The 18,412-nt window shown below is 59.3% G+C and carries 19 protein-coding genes; 14 read left to right on the top strand and 5 right to left on the bottom strand.

Translation table 11 applies throughout. The features are described 5' to 3' along the window. Window positions 1-17 precede the first annotated feature (17 nt). Window positions 18-1,055, bottom strand: coding sequence for an alpha/beta hydrolase family protein (locus tag JFU48_RS20915; RefSeq protein ID WP_003225347.1), 1,038 nt, complete (start codon window positions 1,053-1,055; stop codon window positions 18-20). 238 nt (window positions 1,056-1,293) lie between these two features. Then, window positions 1,294-1,905: an FMN-dependent NADH-azoreductase gene (locus JFU48_RS20910; RefSeq protein WP_003225349.1), complete on the bottom strand. Its 612-nt coding sequence runs from the start codon at window positions 1,903-1,905 to the stop codon at window positions 1,294-1,296. 125 nt (window positions 1,906-2,030) lie between these two features. On the opposite strand from JFU48_RS20910, the gene JFU48_RS20905 reads away from it, so the two are divergent. Continuing rightward, the gene (locus tag JFU48_RS20905; protein ID WP_103485116.1) at window positions 2,031-2,939 is read left to right on the top strand and encodes a LysR substrate-binding domain-containing protein; all 909 of its coding nucleotides are present in this window, start codon (window positions 2,031-2,033) and stop codon (window positions 2,937-2,939) included. Next, complete coding sequence (locus tag JFU48_RS20900) at window positions 2,936-3,295, top strand: MmcQ/YjbR family DNA-binding protein (protein WP_003225351.1); 360 nt, start codon at window positions 2,936-2,938, stop codon at window positions 3,293-3,295. Before JFU48_RS20905 ends, JFU48_RS20900 begins: the two co-directional genes overlap by 4 nt. A 118-nt stretch (window positions 3,296-3,413) precedes the next feature. On the opposite strand, the gene JFU48_RS20895 is transcribed toward JFU48_RS20900, so the two are convergent. Together JFU48_RS20895 and JFU48_RS20890 are read right to left on the bottom strand one after the other, a co-directional pair. Further along, complete coding sequence (locus JFU48_RS20895) at window positions 3,414-3,842, bottom strand: DUF1294 domain-containing protein (RefSeq protein ID WP_103485118.1); 429 nt, start codon at window positions 3,840-3,842, stop codon at window positions 3,414-3,416. Beyond that, complete coding sequence (locus tag JFU48_RS20890; protein ID WP_103485119.1) at window positions 3,839-4,669, bottom strand: undecaprenyl-diphosphate phosphatase; 831 nt, start codon at window positions 4,667-4,669, stop codon at window positions 3,839-3,841. Before JFU48_RS20890 ends, JFU48_RS20895 begins: the two co-directional genes overlap by 4 nt. 304 nt (window positions 4,670-4,973) lie before the next feature. Between JFU48_RS20890 and JFU48_RS20885 the strand changes: the two genes are divergently transcribed. The 9 genes from JFU48_RS20885 (at window position 4,974) to JFU48_RS20845 (ending at window position 13,135) form a co-directional block, all read left to right on the top strand. After that, window positions 4,974-6,608, top strand: coding sequence for a methyl-accepting chemotaxis protein (locus tag JFU48_RS20885; protein WP_201137502.1), 1,635 nt, complete (start codon window positions 4,974-4,976; stop codon window positions 6,606-6,608). A gap of 150 nt (window positions 6,609-6,758) precedes the next feature. Then, on the top strand, window positions 6,759-7,322 hold the full coding sequence (pnuC, locus tag JFU48_RS20880; protein ID WP_201137501.1) for a nicotinamide riboside transporter PnuC: 564 nt from the start codon (window positions 6,759-6,761) through the stop codon (window positions 7,320-7,322). Continuing rightward, window positions 7,319-7,843, top strand: a complete 525-nt coding sequence (locus JFU48_RS20875) for an AAA family ATPase (RefSeq protein ID WP_201137500.1) — start codon at window positions 7,319-7,321, stop codon at window positions 7,841-7,843. The genes pnuC and JFU48_RS20875 overlap by 4 nt, the downstream gene beginning before the upstream one ends. A 334-nt stretch (window positions 7,844-8,177) precedes the next feature. Next, complete coding sequence (locus JFU48_RS20870; RefSeq protein WP_003225361.1) at window positions 8,178-8,636, top strand: hypothetical protein; 459 nt, start codon at window positions 8,178-8,180, stop codon at window positions 8,634-8,636. Continuing rightward, the gene (locus tag JFU48_RS20865) at window positions 8,633-9,211 is read left to right on the top strand and encodes a hypothetical protein (protein WP_003225363.1); all 579 of its coding nucleotides are present in this window, start codon (window positions 8,633-8,635) and stop codon (window positions 9,209-9,211) included. Before JFU48_RS20870 ends, JFU48_RS20865 begins: the two co-directional genes overlap by 4 nt. 60 nt (window positions 9,212-9,271) lie before the next feature. Further along, window positions 9,272-10,237, top strand: coding sequence for a hypothetical protein (locus JFU48_RS20860; RefSeq protein ID WP_003225365.1), 966 nt, complete (start codon window positions 9,272-9,274; stop codon window positions 10,235-10,237). A 64-nt stretch (window positions 10,238-10,301) separates the two neighbouring features. Next, window positions 10,302-10,982, top strand: coding sequence for a C39 family peptidase (locus JFU48_RS20855; protein ID WP_003225366.1), 681 nt, complete (start codon window positions 10,302-10,304; stop codon window positions 10,980-10,982). Between the two features lie 44 nt (window positions 10,983-11,026). Beyond that, window positions 11,027-11,776 carry a hypothetical protein gene (locus tag JFU48_RS20850; protein WP_045122475.1) on the top strand — a complete coding sequence of 250 codons (750 nt, stop codon included), beginning with the start codon at window positions 11,027-11,029 and terminating at the stop codon, window positions 11,774-11,776. Window positions 11,777-11,821: 45 nt separating this feature from the next. Then, a complete protein-coding gene (locus JFU48_RS20845; RefSeq protein WP_201137499.1) occupies window positions 11,822-13,135 on the top strand; it encodes a hypothetical protein in 1,314 nt (437 codons plus the stop codon). An 89-nt stretch (window positions 13,136-13,224) separates the two neighbouring features. Here JFU48_RS20845 and JFU48_RS20840 read toward each other — a convergent pair whose 3' ends face one another. Further along, complete coding sequence (locus JFU48_RS20840) at window positions 13,225-14,550, bottom strand: sigma-54 dependent transcriptional regulator (RefSeq protein WP_003225372.1); 1,326 nt, start codon at window positions 14,548-14,550, stop codon at window positions 13,225-13,227. A 345-nt stretch (window positions 14,551-14,895) separates the two neighbouring features. On the opposite strand from JFU48_RS20840, the gene JFU48_RS20835 reads away from it, so the two are divergent. The 3 genes from JFU48_RS20835 to nhaB all read left to right on the top strand — a co-directional run bounded on the left by JFU48_RS20835 (window position 14,896) and on the right by nhaB (window position 18,300). Next, entirely contained in the window at window positions 14,896-15,162 is a 267-nt protein-coding gene (locus tag JFU48_RS20835; RefSeq protein ID WP_003225374.1) for a hypothetical protein, read from the top strand. A gap of 280 nt (window positions 15,163-15,442) precedes the next feature. Continuing rightward, on the top strand, window positions 15,443-16,729 hold the full coding sequence (locus tag JFU48_RS20830) for a hypothetical protein (RefSeq protein ID WP_201137498.1): 1,287 nt from the start codon (window positions 15,443-15,445) through the stop codon (window positions 16,727-16,729). Window positions 16,730-16,797: 68 nt separating this feature from the next. Further along, the gene (gene nhaB, locus JFU48_RS20825) at window positions 16,798-18,300 is read left to right on the top strand and encodes a sodium/proton antiporter NhaB (protein ID WP_201137497.1); all 1,503 of its coding nucleotides are present in this window, start codon (window positions 16,798-16,800) and stop codon (window positions 18,298-18,300) included. Window positions 18,301-18,412: the final 112 nt, after the last annotated feature.

Below are 18,412 nucleotides of genomic sequence, written 5' to 3'. Positions count from 1 at the left end.
CAGGGGAATTGCGTCTTTTATTGATCCGCGGTCTGCATCCCCGCCCGGCTCGGCTTGCCCAGCGTCCGCGAGAAGAACTGCCCGGCTTCGGAGATCAGGTTGCGGTGGATGTCTTCGCGATCCACGCCGTCAGCATCGGTGCACAGCGCCGGCATCGCACGAATCTGCTCTTCATTGCACGGCGCCATGAACACGAAGTGCCCTGCCCCGGCCAGTAATTTGAAGTCCGGTGCGGTTGGCAGTTTGCGCGCCAGTGCAGCGGCGTTTTTATCGAAGGCCACCAATTTGTCGCCATCACCGCTATAAAGCAGCACTGGCACATGCACATCCGCGAGGGTGTGACGGCCGAACTTCAGGCTCAGCGGCGCCATCAGGAGCAAGGCATGCACCCGGGGGTCGGCCACTGGCTGCAAATCGTCACGGTCGACGATCAGTTCGCCCTGAGTGTTGCAGGCATCGCGGTCGTCCGGGCGCTCCTGGCAGTAACGGCGCAAGCGGTCCAGATCCGGCTGCGCACCAGAAAGGATCAACGCAGTCTCGCCACCGGCCGAGTAGCCAATCACCCCGACCTGATCGGCGTTGACGAACGGCGAGAGCATCGGGTCGCCGAGCGTCGCGGTGATCGCTTCGGAAATCTGGATCGGCCGCCCGTACAGATTGCTCAGGGTGCCGAGGCGGCTGTGGTCTTTGGAGTTGTCGCCGGGATGAATTACCGCGACCACCACAAACCCCTTGCGCGCCAGCGAGGTGGCGAGGTCATGCAGCGCAATGGGCGTGCCGGTGTTGCCGTGGGACAGCATCAGCATCGGAAAGCGGCCGATGGCAACCTTGGTGTCGGCGCCGGCCTCGACGGTGTAGCCCTCAAGCAGGCTGGTGTGTTCGCGGTCGCTGGAGGGATAGAAGGCGATGGCACGCATCGGTTGCAGATCCAGCGGATCGAGGAACGTCATCTCGTGATAACCGACGCTCCAGACAGGGTGTCGCCCGGGCGCGGCATGCACTGAACCGAGGCTGCCGAGCAGGCAAATCAGTAACGCTGCACAAAGACGCATCATGGGATGGCCCACCCTGTGTTACTCAATCGAAAGATCCTTTGTGTTCCGACACGCCCGCAACCCTGTGGTTCGGTAATCCGGCGCGGCGTTGCACTCAGACGTTGATCGTTTGACTGCATAACCCGGGCCAGATTATGCAACAGTCAGAAACAAAAAACTCCGCATCTGGCCCTTGCAGAACCAGAATACAGAGTTTTTTGAGGGGCTACCTGAACGGCAGCTGGTCTTTACGTAATGCTTACGCAGCGGCGAACAGTTGCTCGCTGATCTTCGCCTGAGCGGCGCTCATCGCGTTGTTGCGCACTTCATCACCGTAAGCCAGGCCTTCGGCGCGGACGATTTCGATGTCGGTGATGCCGAGGAAGCCCAGGACCAGTTTCAGATACTCTTCGTGAGCGATACCGCTGGCCTGACCGGCATGGATGCCGCCGGAGGTGGAGACGATGATTACTTTCTTGCCACCGCACAGGCCTTCCGGGCCGGCTTCGGTGTAACGGAAAGTCTGGCCGGCAACGGCAACGCGGTCGATCCAGGCCTTGAGTTGGGTCGGCACGGTGAAGTTGTACATCGGCGCAGCGATGACGATGGCGTCGGCGGCGATGAATTCGGCCAGAGTCGAAGCGCTCAGCTCGGCTTCGTGCTGTTGCGCGGCGTCGCGCAGTTCAGCGGTAGTGCCAGCGGCAACCAAGGTGGTCGACGAGAAGTGACTGATGGCGTCTGCGGCCAGGTCGCGGTAGGTCACCACGGCGGTTGGCTCGGCGGCTTGCCAGGCTTTGACGACTTGGCTGCTCAACTGACGGGAAGCCGAGTTGTCGCCCAGAATGCTCGAATCGATGTGCAGCAGTTTCATGTGGGATCTCCTGGAAAGAATCGCCGACGGCGACGGAATGGAGACAATCCTACGGAAGAAACCAATAGCTGATTAGCCGCTGACAATGCGATAGTTCGTCCCACTGATAGAACGGTGGACTTTTCATGCAGGATCTCAACGATCTCTACTATTTCGCCAAGGTAGTCGAGGCTGGCGGCTTCGCGGCGGCCGGGCGTCTGCTGGGCATTCCCAAGTCGCGGTTGTCGCGGCGTATCGCCGAACTCGAAGAGCGCCTCGGCGCCCGCCTGTTGCAACGCACCACCCGCCAGTTGAACCTTACCGCTGTCGGTGAGCGCTACTTGCGCCACTGTCAGGCAATGCTGCTGGAAGCGGAAATGGCCGACGAAGCGGTCGCCAGCATGTCCAGCGAGCCACGCGGCCGCTTGCGCGTGTCCTGCCCTACCGGTCTGGCGCGGGAAATGTTGCCGTGGGTGATCAGCGAATTTCTCGGCAAATTCCCTCAAGTGCAACTGGAAGTGGTGCTGCTCAATCGCCGTGTGGATCTGGTCGCCGAAGGTTTCGACGTTGCGTTGCGTGTGCGCGAACTCGGTGATGAAGATCCGTTGCTGGTGACCCGGCGTCTGCGTCAGGCGCAAATGGTCGTGGTGGCCAGCCCGGCTTTTGTCGAGGGCAAAACCATCGCCCACCCGCTGGACCTGAAGCACTTGCCGGTGCTCGGCGCGCTGGAAGCCGATCGCATGGTCCATGTGCGCTTGCTCGACCAGCAAGGCAACAGCGTCGAGCTGAACATGGAGGCGCGACTGGGCATCGACGACTTCATCGTGCGCAAGGCCTGTGTGCTCGCCGGCCAAGGCTTCACCCTGCTGCCAATGATGTATTGCGAAGCCGACCTCGAGAGCGGCGCGCTGGTGCAACTGTTGCCCGAGTGGTCGTTGCCCGGCGGCTGGTTGCAGGCGGTGTATCCGCATCGGCGTGGCGTGATGCCGGCGGTGCGGGCGTGGATCGATCACCTGGTCGATTCGTTCAATGCGTGCGGGGAGCGTTTGTTATGAAACAGGGAAAGATGAACGAAGCGGACGTCGCCGCCTTCTGCCTGGCCTTGCCGGGCGCGCGGGAAGATTACAAATGGGGCGGCGTGCGGGTGTTTTCGATCGCCGGCAACAAGATGTTCGCCCTGCAAGGGCTGCGTGGAGACTCATTGGCGTTCAAGGTCGACAAGGATCTGTTTCTCGGCCATTGCGACCGCCCGGGCATTCATCCGGCGCCTTATCTGGCGCGGGCGCAGTGGATCATCATGCACCCACCCTACCCGCTGGGTGCCGAGGAACTGCAGGGCTTGCTGCAGCGTTCGCATCAGTTGGTGGTGAGCAAGTTGCCGAAGAAAACCCAAATCGGATTGTTGCTTTAGCTTTTGACTTGGGTGGGAGCGGGCTTGCTCGCGAATGCGGTGTGCCAATAGACGAATATGCTGTCTGACACACCGCATTCGCGAGCAAGCCCGCTCCCACAGGGTTTCTTGTGTTGCTTCAGAACAATGAAAGCAGGTTCGAACCCAGAAACAACTGGTCGATCCAGAACACCTGATGCAACACCACGATCACCCAGAACAGAATCTGATACGAAACCTTGCGCGTCTTGTGCCGAAACACCTGCTGAGCAATCAGCGCACCCGGCCAGCCACCCGCCAGCTCCACCGCGTGCAGTACGTTCTCCGGCGTTCGCCAGGCGTCGGCACGAGCCTTGCGCTTGTCAGCCCAATACAGAAAGAACGCCAGCACGCTGACGATCCCATAGGCGGCCAGCGGCACCAGCGAGATTCCGCGCAGCCACATCGACACCGAACCGAACAGCGGTAGTGCGCAAACGATCAGGAGAACGATCAGTTTCAACTTGAGGTTCTGAATCCCACCACCGGATGGACGTCCTTCGGGGCGACGGGCGCGAGAATCACTCATGCCTTGGCCGCCGACCAGTCGACCCAACCGAACTGCCAGGTCGCCAGAATCACCAGACCGAAAACGATCCGGTACCAGGCAAACGCTGCGTAACTGTGGCTGGCGATGAACTTGAGCAGACCGCGTACGGCAATCATGGCGAAGATGAACGCAGTGATGAAGCCGATGGCAAACACCGGGAAATCCGCCGGCACAAACAGGTGGCGATACTTGTAACCGGAGTACACCGCCGCACCGACCATGGTCGGCATGGCCAGGAAGAACGAGAACTCGGTCGCGGTCTTGCGCGACAGGCCAAACAGCAGGCCACCGATGATCGTCGAGCCGGAACGCGAAGTGCCGGGAATCATCGCCAGACATTGCGCGAAACCGACTTTCAGCGCGTCCTTCCAGGTGATCTCGTCCACGGTTTCGGCGTGCACTTCATGCTGCCTGCGTTCGGCCCACAACATGATCACGCCACCCACCACCAGCGCAGTCGCAACCGTGATCGGGTTGAACAGGTATTGGTGAATCAAATCGGCAAAAATCACCCCCAACACCACCGCCGGCAGAAACGCGATCAGCAGGTTGGCGGTGAAACGCCGAGCACTCGGCTGGGTCGGCAAGCCGATCACCACATCGAGAATCTTGCGGCGAAACTCCCAGACCACCGCGAGGATCGCGCCGAGCTGAATAATGATGTTGAACGCCATGGCCCGTTCGCCGCCGAAGTCGAGCAAGTCGGCAACAATGATCTGGTGTCCGGTACTGGAAATGGGCAAAAACTCCGTCAGCCCCTCTACAACTCCAAGAATCAGCGCCTGCAAGGCGGTCCAAAGATCCATCAGTCCCCCAAAGAGCGATGCACGGCGGCATGCCCCGATAATATTTTTTTACGTTCACTGCGTTCAGCGTAGCTGTTTGTTGCTGTACCGATTCCGCGCACACAGGATCCACACGAAACGGTCAAAATTCCGTGAAATATCAACTTGGATTCAGGTTTTTACGCGCGGGGCCGAAATCCTAACAGACAAGCCTTGATAGTGCTGCGGCGTTATTCGACTTGGGTCGCGTATGCCCGATCACCCAAACGTGGTTGGATGCTGGCGTTGATTTATTACAAGAAAAAGAAATCGGAGTGACAGCGTTATGAACAGCTTGCGCAGTGTGTCGATCAGCCGACGCTTGTGGCTCATTTTGATTGTGGCCGTGGTCATGTTGTTGACCTTGGGCGTGCTGATGCTCAAGCAGATCCACGACGACCTGTATCACGCCAAGGCGCAGAAAACCCAGCATGTGGTGCAGACCGCCAGCGGCCTGCTGACCTACTACCACGACCTCGAAACTGCCGGTACCCTCACCCGCGACGCCGCACAGAAGCAGGCGCTGACCGCCATTCGCGGTCTGCGCTACGACCAGAGCGATTACTTCTGGATCAACGACCTCACGCCTGTGATGGTCATGCACCCGACCAACCCCAAGCTCGAAGGCCAGAACCTCTCGGCGATCCGTGATCCGGACGGTTTCGCGGTGTTCAACGAAATGGTCGCAATCGCCAAAAGCAAGGGCGCCGGCATGGTCGATTACCGTTGGCCCAAGCCCGGCGCCAGCGAGCCGGTGGCGAAAACCTCTTACGTCAAGCTGTTCGAGCCATGGGGCTGGGTGCTCGGCTCCGGCGTTTACATCGACGATGTGCAGAGCGAGTTCCAGGGTCAGGTGATCAAGGCTTCGGTGATCGGTCTGGTGATCGCCGTGATCATGGCCCTGCTGGTGATTTTGATTGCCCGCAGCATCGTGCGTCCGCTGCAGGAAACCGTGAACGCCATGGCCAACATCGCCAGCGGTGAAAGCGACCTGACTCGCAGTCTCGACACCCACGGCCAGGACGAAGTCACGCAACTGGCTCATCACTTCAACGCCTTTACCGCCAAGTTGCGCCGGGTGATAGGCGATTTGCAGATCTCGGCCAGTGCGCTGGGCCAGTCCTCAAGTGAACTGGGCAACGATGCCACCCAGGCCCAGCAACGCAGCCAGCAGCAATCGCAGCAGATGGAACTGGTGGCGACGGCGATCAACGAAGTCACCTACGGCGTACAGGACGTAGCGAAGAATGCCGAACATGCGGCCGCTGAAATGCGCGATGCCGAAGCCCAGGCACAACAGGGCCAGATCAACATCGACGGCAGTCTGCAACAGATCGATAAACTGTCGGGGACCATTGATCAGGCGGTCGAGGTGATTCGCACCCTGGCAGCGGAAAGCACGCAGATTGGCAGTGTGCTGGAGGTGATCCGATCGATTGCCGAGCAGACCAACCTGCTGGCACTCAATGCCGCCATCGAAGCGGCCCGCGCCGGCGAACAGGGCCGTGGCTTCGCGGTGGTGGCCGATGAAGTTCGGTTGTTGGCGCAGCGCACGCAAAAATCGACGGCGGAAATCCAGACCATGATCGAACGCCTGCAGAATCATTCCGAAGCGGCGGTGAAGGTCATTGGCGACAGCAGCAAGGCCTCGCAACTGACCATCGAACAGGCCGGCCTCGCCGGCGCCAGCCTCAACGCCATCGGCCAGGCGTTGCGCAATCTCAATGGCCTGAACGCCTCGATTGCCAGCGCCACACTGCAACAGGCGCATGTGGTCGAAGACATCAATCAGAACGTCACGCAGGCAGCCGGGCTGTCCCACAGCACAGCGCTGGCGGCGGAGCAGTCGAGCGCGGCAAGCGTGAAGCTTGGGCAATTGAGCGAGCAGCTGAACCAGCTTCTGCGGCAATTCCGCGTCTGACCCCTCACCCTTGTGGGAGCGAGCCTGCTCGCGAAGGCGTAATGTCAGTCAACATCTGCGTTGCTGACATACCGCTTTCGCGAGCAGGCTCGCTCCCACAGGTTTTTGGGTACAATTGCGCCCCTTCTTGCACTCCCCCAAGGAACCCCCATGTCCGGGCTTGAACTGTTTGCCGCCGCCCTCGGTGTGATCGCCGTCTGGCTGACGGTCAAACAGAATCCGTGGTGCTGGCCGATCGGCCTGGTCATGGTGCTGCTGTACAGCTGGATCTTCTATGACGTGAAGCTGTACTCGGACATGTTGCTGCAAGTGATCTACGCCGCGCTGCAAGTCTACGGCTGGTGGCAATGGACACGCGCCGGGACGATGCATGACGGACGCGATGTCACCCGTCTGGACCGGCGCTCGATCCTGCTCGGCCTGAGTGTCGGAGCGCTCGGCAGCCTGCTGCTCGGCGCAGCCATGGCACACTGGACCGACGCGGCGCAGCCGTGGCTCGACGCCGCGCTGACGGCGTTCAGCCTGGTCGCACAACTCTGGATGGCGCAGAAACGCTTGCAATGCTGGGCGCTGTGGTTCCTGCTGGACGTGATTTTCGTCGGTCTGTTTCTTTACAAGGGCCTTTACCTCACTGCGGCGCTCTATGCCCTGTTCACCTTGATTGCCGTGCAAGGTTGGCGTGAGTGGCGCGCCGATCCGGCGTTGCAGCGATGAAAGTCGTTGTACTGACCGGCCCGGAATCCACGGGCAAGAGTTGGCTGGCGGCAGGCCTGCAGGAACACTTTGGTGGCCTGCGGGTGGATGAATACGTGCGCTGGTTCATCGAGCAGAATCCGCGCGACACCTGCCTGAATGACATCCCCGACATCGCCCGAGGGCAGTTGCAATGGGAGGATCAGGCACGGGCGCAGCAACCGGAACTGCTGATTCTCGACACCCACCTGCTGAGCAACATCCTCTGGAGCCAGACGCTGTTCGGCGACTGCCCGCACTGGCTCGAGTCCGAGCTGCTGGCGCGGCATTACGACCTGCACCTGCTGTTGTCGCCGGAGCAGATCGACTGGACCAACGACGGCCAACGCTGCCAGCCGCAACTCAGTGAACGCATGGCGTTCTTTCAGGCCACCCGCGACTGGCTGGAACAACACCGGCAACCGCTGCAAATCATTCAGGGCAACTGGGATGAACGTCGGTCTCAGGCCTTCGATGCAGTGAGGCGTTTGTTGGCTGCTTGACCGTCAAAGGGCTCCTTTCGGGGCTCAAGTGTCCATTCCTGAAACACCCATCCCCGCGCAAAGCAGCCATTTCAATGGCCTTCATCGTTCTGTCAGGACATCTGTTACTGCTGTGAAACACCTCAGCGCAAACCCTTGTTCCAGAGCTTTGCACCGCCCCTGACCCCGCACGCGCCTGCACGACTGTTTCAGCGCTGAGACAGATTATGTAACAGCGCTGCACGGCTCGGCACTAACCCATTGAAAGTCAAGGACAACTCAAAAGCGGCACAGCTTTCGCTCTCTCCTTCACAACGCTGACAAGAGCCAGCCCACTGAAGAAGGAATTGCCGCCGTGGGGAATATCAATAAAGGCTTGACCTGCCTCTTGCTGATCGGATCTGCAGCCAGCTCTCTGATCAGTTTCACCGCCCACGCCGATGGCAACGGCGTGATCGTTCTCAATCGGGAAGTTCAACCCATACCGATTGGCCGCAATGGCGGCAAAGACCCCTACCCGACCACAGTCAACGCCAACCCGTCAGTGACCGTCAATGCAGCCACTGCGCATGCCGAACTGAGCGATAACGAATTCGCCGGCATCGCCAGCGGTTCTTCAATTGCCAACTCGGTGAACAACGCGTTCGGCGGCTCCGCCGTCAACACACTCAATGGCATCAACAACGGTATGCCGGGTGCGGGCGGTGGCAGCGGCAACGGCGGAGGCATGGGCTCATCCATTTCCAACACCGTGAACCGCGCCGTCAGTAATGGCCTGGCCCCACTGGGCGCTCTCGGCGGAGCCATGAAATGAACCGCTCCCTGATCTTCCTTGCCCTGCTGGCCAGTACCAGCGCCATGGCCGACTCCAGTGTGCCGGTGCAGAACAGCGCCAACATCCAGGATTCCGGTGCCCAATACAACGGCAACTTCGGCGTCAACCAGGCGGCTGGCGACCAGTCGCAACAGGCCAACGTCCGGGCCATTGCCAACGGCCCCAGCGCCTCGGCGACTACCACCATCAACCAGAACATCAACACGGCCAGCGATCCGCGGATGAACGCGACAGCCACCATTGGCGGCAACTCTTTCAGTAACGGCAGTGGCGTACTGGGCGTGAACCAGTCGGCCGGCGCCGGCAACCAGATGGCCAACGTGGTGCGGATCAGCACCAGTACCGGGCCGCAAAGTATCGACGACAGCGTGCTTTCCCAACAGAACGTGACGCCGTCAATCAGCTCAGGAGCAACTGACACTTCGAAAGGCAGCCGCCAGGTCATTACCAGCGACCAGGCCTTCACCGGCAGCCGGGGAGTGATTCAGGTGAACCAGAGTGCCGGGGTGGGGAATCAGGTTTCAAACACCCTGAGCATCCGGGTCGCTAACTGACCCAATTGCAGTGCAAGAAAGTACCAACACTTAACCAACACATGAGCAAGGGGAAACAAAATGAAATCTACAATGGCCCTCAAACCACTGGTTTTCGCTCTGGCAGCAGTGATGGCAATGGCAGCACAAGCAGGCGGCGGCAATGAAGGCGGTCACGGCCACAACCCTCCTCCACCAAAAGGCCCGACTCTGGAACAACTGCTGCAGATCGGTGCAGGCGCCAGCGCCGTTTCGGTGGATACCCAAAACAGCGACACCAACGTTGTGAACAACGAAGGCACCCAGAACAATTCGTCGATGTCCAATGCGATGAACAGTTCCAGCGGCAACATCAACGGTAACTCGGCGGCCGGTGATGGCAACCAGCAAGCCAACCTGGCAGCGATCGCTTCGTCTGACGAAAGCTTCATCTTCGGCACCTCGACCGCCGCCGCCAGTGCCACCCAATACAACAACAATAACTATGTAAACAACCAGTCGACCGTCAACTCGTCGACCCTCAACAATGTCGCCAACAGCAGCTCGGGTAACATCAACGCCAACTCCGCTGCCGGCAACTTCAACCAACAGAAAAACGACCTGGCAATCGCTTCGTCGGGTGGCCGTGTAGCCCAGGCTGCCTCTGCAGCTAGCCAGTCCTCCACCAACCTGGTTGTTGAAAACCAAGGCGTGCAGACCTACTCCAAAGACACCCTCAAAGGCACCTTCAGCGCAACCGGTGGCTTCGTGGCAGCCGGCGTGGCAAAAACCGAAGGCGACGATCATGGTGGCCACGGCGGCTGGGGCGACAAAGGCGGCAAAGGTGGCAGCAGCACTTCTGGCTTCGTAGCAGTAGGCGAACTGGCACTGGCCGGCACCACCACCCAACAAGTGCTGGTTCCAACCGGCTGGGCTGCACCGGTGTACAACACCTCCAATGTTGCCAACGTAGCGAACGGCTCGTCCGGCAACGTCGGCTTCAACAGTGCGGCAGGCGTTGGCAACATGCAGGTCAACGCAACTTCCATCTCGTCGGCCGGCCATTAATCGCGACCGTCTGCAAAAGCCCCGGCAACGGGGCTTTTCCACACTCCGACAAGGCGTATCGATCATGCGTATGACTGCCCTCACCGTCCTGCTGTGCCTGTGCGGCGCCACGCAAGCTGCACAGATGCCCGTAGCCGCCCTTCCTGGCGGCATCCTGGTCTACAAGCAGGTACAAAGTATTCGTGAGCGAAAGTTCAGCGACATTGTCGAGCAAAAAACCGATTTCAGTTGCGGCGCCGCCGCACTGGCAACCGTGTTGCGCCAGGCTTATTGGCTCGACGTCGATGAGGATCACATCATAAAAGGCATGCTGGTCAACGCAGACCAGGATCTTGTGCGTACACAGGGTTTCTCCATGCTGGACATGAAACGCTACATAGAAAGCATCGGCATGCGCGCCAGGGGCTACAAGATTCCGCCTGAAAAGCTTGATGCAGTTTCGATACCGGTCGTAGTCCTGATGGACATCCGCGGCTACAAACACTTCGTCGTATTGCAGCGGGCAGACAAGGACTGGGTGTACATCGGCGATCCCGTACTGGGCCACAAACGCTACAGCCACGCTGACTTCGTCAACGGCTGGAACGGCATCGTATTTGCCATCGTAGGCCCCGGTTACGACAAAGCCAACGTATTACGCGACCCTCCGGCACCACTGACAGCAAAGAACAAACTCGATGAGTTCGCCCCTGTCAGAGACGCCGAACTGATGGAATTCGGTTTCATTCAGAGCGACTTCTTTTAGCGTCCAATAATGATAAGAGGGGCAGGATGCTCCGGGAGCAGCAGATGAAAGCCTCATACTGGCTGGCGGCCGCTTGCCTGGCGGCAAGTACGTCAAGCTTTGCCAATGAAGTATTCAAACCGATAGAAGTCAACGACCAGGAACTCAGCCAGCTACGCGGTCGTTTTGTCATGCCGGGGCGCATCATCAGCTTCGGCGTCGTCATGAGCAGTACCTGGCGCAACGCCAGTGGCGACCTGATAGGGGCAACCAGCTCGATGCAGATTCAGGCCTCCACCGTAAAACCCCAATTCTATGTCTCCACCATCAGCCAGCTCGGCAACGGTTCCACGAACAATACCCAAGGCACCGGCAACGTGATTGGCGGCGCAGGACTGAGCAATACGCAAGGCGTGACGCAAAGCGTACGCGCCGCTGGCGACAGCAACAGTGCCAACAACAACGTTGCGATCAACGTAACGCAATCGACTACCGCACCGACCATGGCTCCGGCCTCCGGTCAGGCCCTGATGAGTGGCCAGACCATCGGCGCCAGCAACGCCGCCGGCAGCGTCGCCGTATCGGCCATCAGCGGCGGCGTGCAGATGGCCATCCAGGCCAGCAACAACCAGGGTTCGGCACTGCAACAAGTGGCTCAGGCCGGCTTGCTGCAAAACACCACCCTGCTGGGTAACAGCAATCTGGTCAACAACCAGACCCTGCTCAATGTCGTGATCAACAACAACCTGAATCCGGCCGCGAGCGCCGCGCAGAATCTTAATCAACTCAAGGGACTACGCAATTCAGGATATTGAACTACGCTGATTTTCGATCATTGGGCTTAAAGGGACGGCTTTTTCATGTATCGATCGGCATCACTGCGCGCAGTCGTATGTTTGAGCACACTTTTTCCGGCCGCAGCGTTACAGGCTGCGACGGATCCGGATGTTGAAACACTCAAGCAGGAGCTCCTTGAGCTTAAACAGCGATACGAGACGCAGCAAAAGGCATTGGCGGTACTTGAGCAGCGGGTTCGGCAGGTTGAAGACCAGCCTGCGACCCCGCAGCCCAAGCGTCTGGTCAAATCCCCTGCAGAGCTGAGAAAGAACAATCAATCGGTCGCTGCGACCGGTACGGGTGCAGCAGCAGCGTCGGGGGGCGCGGCGGGAGGAAGTGGTGCGTCCTACGGACAGTCGCTGGCAGACGATTCGCAACCGGCGCAAAGTGTGACCAACCTGTATGACGAGGCCAGCGGCTTCTTCGGCGGCGGCAAGTTCAGTTTCGAGACCGGTCTGACGTATTCCCACTACGACACTCGCCAACTGACACTCAACGGCTTCCTCGCACTGGACTCGATCTTTCTGGGCAACATCAACCTGGACCGGATCAAGGCTGACACCTACACACTGGATCTCACCGGCCGCTACAACTACAACAACCGCTGGCAGTTCGACCTGAACGTGCCCGTGGTCTATCGCGCCTCGACTTACCAGTCCGGTGGTGGCAACAACGGCGGTGCGAACGTCACAACCCAGGGCGACGTTGATCAGGATCCGACGATTGGCGACATCAACGCCGGGATTGCCTACAAGTTCCTCGACGAATCGGCCAACCTGCCGGACGCGGTATTCACCTTGCGCGTCAAGGCTCCAACCGGCAAGGATCCGTTTGGCATCAAGCTGATCCAGTCGCAAAGCAACACCAACCTCTATGTACCTGAAAGCCTGCCGACCGGTAACGGCGTCTGGTCGGTTACGCCGGGTATCTCGCTGGTCAAGACCTTCGACCCGGCAGTGCTGTTCGGCACCCTCTCCTACACCCACAACCTGGAGGAGTCGTTCGGCGATATCAGCTCGACGGTCAATCAGAAAACCCCGGGCAAGGTCAGGATCGGCGACAGCTTCCAGGTCGGCATGGGCGTAGCATTTGCCCTGAACGAGAAGATGAGTATGTCGTTCTCGATGTCTGACCTCGTTCAGCGCCGCAGCGCCCTCAAGCCTGATGGCCAGGACTGGCAGTCGGTGATTTCCAGTGATGCCAACGCCGGTTACTTCAACATCGGCATGACCATCGCCGCCACGCCTAACCTGACGATCGTGCCCAACCTGTCACTGGGGATGACTCCGGATGCGCCGGACTTCACCTTCAGCCTGAAATTCCCGTACTACTTCTAAAGCAAAAGCAAAAGATCGCAGCCTGCGGCAGCTCCACGGATTCCACATCCAGGAGCTGCACAGGCTGCGATCTTTTTGATCTTTGGTCTCTAGCGGATCTGGTGTTTGTGCAGCAGACGATAAAACGTTGGCCGCGACACGCCCAGCACCTTCGCCGCGACACTGAGGTTGTCGCTGTGCCGGTTCAACACATCGCACAGCGCCTGGCGTTCGGCGCGAGTCTTGTAGTCTTCCAGCGTTCCCATCGGCGCCGAAATCGAGTGCTGACTGAGTAATCCCAGATCCCGGGCTTCGATCTGCCTTCCTTCCGCCAGCACCAGACCACGTCGCACGCGGTTGGCCAGTTCCCGCACGTTGCCTGGCCAATCGTGTTTGCCCATGGCGATCAACGCATCCTCACTGAAGCTGCGCGGACGGCGCCCGGTCTCGTGGCTGTAGAAGTGGGAAAAATGGTTGGCCAGCATCGACAGATCACCGTGGCGTTCGCGCAATGGCGCGGTCACCACTTGCAGCACATTGAGGCGGTAATAGAGGTCTTCGCGAAAACGCTTTTTCTCGATGGCCGCTTCCAGGTCGACGTGGGTGGCCGCCAGCACACGAACATCGACCGGGATCGGCTGACTGCCGCCGACGCGCTCGATGTGTTTTTCCTGGAGAAAACGCAACAGGTTGGCCTGCAATTCAAGTGGCAGATCGCCGATTTCATCGAGAAACAACGTGCCACCATTGGCGGCCTCGATGCGCCCGACCTTGCGCTGATGCGCACCGGTAAAGGCACCTTTCTCGTGGCCAAACAGTTCGGACTGAATCAAATGTTCGGGAATCGCCCCGCAATTGATCGCCACAAACGGCTTGCTGTGGCGTTGGGACTGGCGGTGCAGCGTGCGTGCGACCAGTTCTTTACCGGTGCCGCTTTCGCCCCGGATCAATACCGGGGATTCGGTCGGCGCCAGTTTGCTCAGTAACTTGCGCAGCTCACGGATCGGCTTGCTGTCGCCGAGCAACTCGTGTTCAGGCTGGTCGACGTGAATCGTGCCTTGCCCGCGCAAACGCGCCATGCCGAATGCGCGGCCCAGGGTCACCTGTACGCGTGAGACATCGAACGGCAAGGTATGGAAATCGAAAAACCATTCGCAGACGAAGTCACCGACGTTCTGTAATCGCAGGACTTCCTGATTCAACACCGCGATCCACTCGGTGCCACTGCGACTGATCAGTTCCTTGACCGCTTCGGGGCGTTCGAGGTGAAAAGGTTGCAGTCTCAGCAGCCCGACATCACATGTCCGATCGGCGGCATTTTCCAGGGTACAACTGTCAACATCCCAGCCCACCGCGCGCAATCCGGGTAACAGGCGATGGCAGTCGTCACAGGGGTCGACTACCAATAAACGTCGTAACGCTGGCGCTTCGATCATGACTGTTCCTTGGCGCCAAATTTAAGGAAATTATTGTAAAAACAGTCATTTGGCAGACCCGACTGTAACATTAGCAAGAAATTGACAGGGCCTTGTATCGATTGCTTATAGGTATACAAGCTAACGAGTTATAAGAAGCGAGTTTATTAGTTAGCTACCGAGTTGCTATCTTTCAGCAAGCTTTCAAAAACGCTCGAAATGTCCGGCCTCAGCAACAAAGTTGAAATTTCTTTGTGTCGTGTGTGACCTGCCACGGGGTTGCGTGCATCAGTACAAGTAACCAGCCGAACGGTAAGCCCAACCGACGGCAGATCATTTGATTGGGCACGACAGAGAGAAGACCCCATGACCGCCCCGCTCCGTATCAACGAAGCTCTTTTGATTGCCAACCACGCGTTCAAACCCTTCCAGTGCGTGGCCTGGGCCCCACAAGACGGCAACGGTGAACTGAACCTGACCGTCATCGATCGCACCAACTCGCATATCGGCCGCCAGCAGATCCCAAGCAGCGCCTACTCCGACCCGGCGCAGCTGGAATTGCTGTTGCAACAGGCCCGTGCTGAATTGAGCAAAGAAGGTTACCTGCTGCAGTCGTGGTCGATGCCGCACTGATCAGAGGGCCATGCGGATGACATTCAGGTCATCCGCTTTGTGTTTCGTTAGTTACAAACTGCTGTTTATCTCCAGTACTTTTGTACAACTTTCCTTCAAGCGTCAGGCGCCACTGCTTGGCAGGCTTTCATTTGGTTCAAAAAGACACTGTTATGGCACAGTGCGACCCTCCACCTGTTAGTTCTGTCAGTTGAACTTGCGTGTATTCAGGGATTGAATGTTCCGCTCATGCAGTTACCCGCCCGATTCGGGCCTGGTCAACTTGCAAGGAGAAGCATGCATGTCCTCCGAGAACGCCTTTGCGCGCCCGGCACTACTCAATACCTGCGGACAACTGGATAAACAATTTGCCAACACTGGCGTTGCCCAAGTCTATTTCGCCGGCAGTGTTTCCAGCATGACCCAGGGTGTTGCGCTGGACCGACAGGGACGCGTGTTGGTCGCCGCCAAGATCGGCACTGCCCAAGGCAGCCGTTTTGGTCTGGCGCGAATACTCGCTGACGGTTCGGCCGACCTCGCGTTTGGACAGCAAGGCAGTGTGATCGGTGAATTTGAACGCGGTTTTGAAGCCACGGGTGGCAAGGTCCAGGTGCTGCCCGACGGGCGAATCCTGCTGGCCGGGCTGCATTATCAAAACACCCATCGCACCCTGCCCGCCCTTGCCTTGTTCAGCGCCGACGGAATTCCCGACCCGGGTTTTGGCGAAAATGGCTGCAAAGTAGTGCGCCTGCCCGGAGACCTGTCCATCGGTTCCCGCGATACCTGGCTACCGCCCGGCGTGCCAGGCGCCGAAGCCTGCGACATCGCCGTGCAAGACGACGGGCACATTCTGCTGATCGCCAATCACCACTTCGAACTTGCCGACCATGCCGGCATGCTGATCCGCCTGATGCCAGACGGCGAGCTCGATACAAGCTTCAATGGCCGCGGCTTCGTGATGATCCGCCATCTGCTGCTTAACACCTGGCTCAGCAGCCTTGTATTGCAGGAGGATGGGCGGATCCTCGTCGCTGGCTCAATTGACTTTCCCCAAGAGGGGCTGGTCGCGCGCTATTTGCCTGACGGGCGCCTTGATGAACGTTTCGCGGTGGATGGTTTCCTCGCCTTCAAGGCCCACGGCCAAAGCGCGATGGTCAGCCAGGTCATCGAGTCGCAGGAGCATCTGCACTGCTTTGGCAGCAGTCGTGATCCGATCCGCTGCCTGGCGCTGAGCCTGCACGGCAATGGTCGTCCGGAATTGCGCAACAACTCAGGCCACCCGCATCTGCTGGAAATCGGTCCCAGCGGCTGCCAGTGGAGCGCAGCCCAATGCATGGCTGATGGCCGCATCATCGCGGTGGGTGCAACGATTGGCGGGATCGAGGCGGATTTCATCGTGGCGCGCTATCTGCTCGACGGACGACTCGACGCGCAGTTTGGCAACGGCGGCTGGCTACGCACGCGTCTGGGACACAGCCTGGACACCGCCAATTCACTCGCCGTGCAGGTAGACGGACGCATCCTGGTTGGCGGCTATTCACTGGACGGCAACTACCGCGCCATGGTCGCGCGCTATCTGAATCAATAACTCCCGTGGACTTGAACTTGCCAGACACTTGCGGCAACTTGCGCGCTTCTTAATACAAGGAGCAACCGATGTCCGGTTCACTGGCCCAGGCGTTCGCGCACAATTTCCTCGGGCATTCGCCCCGCTGGTACAAGGCGTGCATCGTCGGGTTCCTGATCCTCAACGCCGTGGTGCTGTTCACTGTCGGCCCGGTCGCCGCCGGCTGGCTGCTGGTGATCGAGTTCATTTTCACCCTGGCCATGGCCCTCAAGTGCTATCCGTTGATGCCCGGCGGGTTGTTGCTGATCGAAGCCCTGCTGCTGAAGATGACCACGCCGCAGGCGCTGTACGATGAGTTGGTGCACAACTTTCCGGTGATCCTGCTGCTGATGTTCATGGTCGCAGGCATCTACTTCATGAAAGACCTGCTGCTGTTTCTGTTCTCGCGCCTGCTGCTCGGCGTGCGCTCCAAGACGCTGCTGGCGCTGATGTTCTGCTTTCTTTCGGCGTTTCTGTCGGCTTTTCTTGATGCGCTGACCGTGACGGCGGTGATCATCAGCGCGGCGGTCGGTTTCTATTCGGTTTACCACCGCGTAGCCTCGGGCAACGATCCGCGCCAGGACAGCGAATTCAGCGACGACCGGCACCTGCCAGCCCTGCACCATGACGATCTCGAACAGTTTCGCGCATTCCTGCGCAGCCTGCTGATGCACGGCGCGGTGGGCACCGCACTCGGCGGGGTCTGTACGTTGGTGGGCGAGCCGCAGAACCTGCTGATCGGCCATGAGATGGGCTGGCACTTCGCAGAGTTCTTCCAGAAGGTCGCGCCGGTGTCGCTGCCGGTACTGGTGGCGGGCCTGCTGACCTGCATGCTGCTGGAAAAATTGTGCTGGTTTGGCTACGGCACCCTGCTGCCGGACAACGTGCGTGCCGTGCTCGCCAATTACGCCGCCGAAGACAACGCCGAACGCACACCGCGCCAGCGTGCCGCCCTGCTGGTGCAAGGCACTGCTGCGTTGATCCTGATAGGTTGCCTGGCGTTTCATGTCGCCGAAGTCGGCCTGATCGGTCTGATGGTAATCGTCTTGATCACCGCGTTCACTGGCATCACCGACGAGCATCGCCTGGGCAGCGCCTTCAAAGACGCCATGCCGTTCACTGCATTGCTGGTGGTGTTCTTTGCCGTGGTAGCAGTGATTCACGATCAACAACTGTTTGCCCCGTTGATCCAGTGGGTGCTGGCCCTGCCGGCGGAGCAACAACCGGGCATGCTGTTCATTGCCAACGGCCTGCTCTCGGCGATCAGCGACAACGTGTTCGTCGCCACCATCTACATCACCGAAGTGAAACAGGCGTTCCTGTCCGGGCACATGAGCCGCGAGCATTTCGAGACACTGGCGATCGCGATCAACACCGGCACCAACCTGCCGAGCGTGGCGACGCCGAATGGTCAGGCGGCGTTCCTGTTCCTGCTGACCTCGGCGATTGCGCCGCTGGTGCGTCTGTCGTACGGGCGGATGGTGTGGATGGCGTTGCCGTACACCGTGGTGATGGGGTTGCTGGGGTGGTATGCGGTGAGTTACTGGCTCTGACAACACGCGATTAAAACTGTGGGAGCGGGCTTGCTCGCGAAGACGGAGTATCAGGCACTTGATGTGTTGACTGACACACCGCATTCGCGAGCAAGCCCGCTCCCACAGTTTG

The organism is Pseudomonas sp. TH49 (assembly GCF_016650625.1).
Taxonomy (GTDB): Bacteria; Pseudomonadota; Gammaproteobacteria; order Pseudomonadales; family Pseudomonadaceae; genus Aquipseudomonas; species Aquipseudomonas fluorescens_H.
The sequence above is the reverse complement of the archived record's forward strand: the minus strand, read 5'-3'. Positions and strand labels throughout refer to the sequence as shown.